Source organism: Paenisporosarcina quisquiliarum (assembly GCF_043641925.1).
Taxonomy (GTDB): domain Bacteria; phylum Bacillota; class Bacilli; order Bacillales_A; family Planococcaceae; genus Paenisporosarcina; species Paenisporosarcina quisquiliarum_A.
The window spans coordinates 1-1359 of the sequence record NZ_JBHZRU010000040.1; the positions used below are offsets into that span (position 1 = coordinate 1).

2 protein-coding genes are annotated in these 1359 nt (G+C 30.6%); both read right to left on the reverse strand.

Features of this window, described 5'->3' with window-relative positions:
• Positions 1-527, reverse strand: a 527-nt coding sequence (locus ACHUE4_RS16590; RefSeq protein WP_394192072.1) for a carbon monoxide dehydrogenase, incomplete at its 3' end; no start/stop codon positions are given.
• 193 nt (positions 528-720) lie between these two features.
• On the reverse strand, positions 721-1359 hold the full coding sequence (locus ACHUE4_RS16595; protein ID WP_394192074.1) for a DUF3888 domain-containing protein: 639 nt from the start codon (positions 1357-1359) through the stop codon (positions 721-723).

Sequence of the window (1359 nt, forward strand, 5' to 3'; positions counted from 1 at the left end):
ACTAATGTATCAGGAGTTACCGAAGATACTCTTTTATCGATTCCAAGCATATATTGCCAATTACCATTTTCAAAAACAAAAAAATTAAATAATTGATCTTCAAAATAAATGGCTTTCTGTCCATTTTTAAGTGTATAGACTTTCTGATTGCCTCTATCCTTAATAATTATTTTATTTTTCAAGGGGCGAATATCAATTTTATAATTATTTTCTTTTGCTTTTTTATTCACAAACTTGATTTCCAGTAAATCATTGATGTTATATTCCTTATCTTCATAAAATCTTCCGAATTGATGGGTGAAAGGAATAGAAGGCTTGATTTTTGGCAATTTCACATCTTGTTTAAAGTGGTTTTCGAATTCCTTAACTGCTTCTTCAACAGATATATATCCTGCTTGGGCGTAACTTTCTTCAAGAGATGGGGGGGTATCGTTTGGGCTTGCTTTTGTTGGTTTTTCCCAAGTTATATATAACAAAGTTGATAAACTTAATAGCAACAGTGAAAATATAACTGATATTTTTTTCATCTAATCACCTACCTAATTTTAAGTAGTATTTCCTTGTGATAAGACATTATTCTTGAACTAACCTGCTCCGTTAGTTCAATAAGAAAAAAAGCTTCACTCCTTATTGAACTAAAGCCCCCGTTTGCTCAAGAAAGAAAGTTAATATTTATTCAATTTTTAAAGGTATATTACTGATATCAGAAACATCTTTATGTTAATATCTTATTACTTCAAAACCTGGTATTCGTAAAGTAATTGTATCGAAACCATACGGAGGCATTCTAGGTCCTTCATAAGTAACAATTTGGATTGTTATATTGTATTCATCTTCATTCTCATTCCAAGTAATATCAGTTATTCTTTGAGAATTAAACAACCTTTGCTCACCATAATACGTTTTTGTCGCTGCAAGTATCTCTTTACCAATTGCTCTTAAGAATGCCTTTTCAAGTATAATTTTTCCACCAACAGTAGGAAGTTTTTTTTCTTCCCTTTTGATTACTTTCCACTGGTCGTTTTCTTGTTTTAACGTATATAAGATATTTAATCCATCCAACTTGACTGCATGTATATAAGCAAGATTGTCTTTCACATAGATCCTTGGTTCACTAACCCATTGCCGCACATCTGTTTTTAATATCGTTAATACCGTTTTACCTAAAGGTGAAACTTGTCCTTTATCATTGTAAAAGGGAAAATCTCCAAAGGTATATAATTCCTCAAATCCATCTAAATTAACATCAAAATAATACTTATTAATAAAATCTTGATTGGGTGCTTCTTGCTTTACAGCATCTTCAAGCAAATTCTCTCTTGTTGCTTTTGTTTTTGTAGGAAGATTTGCATAAATTAT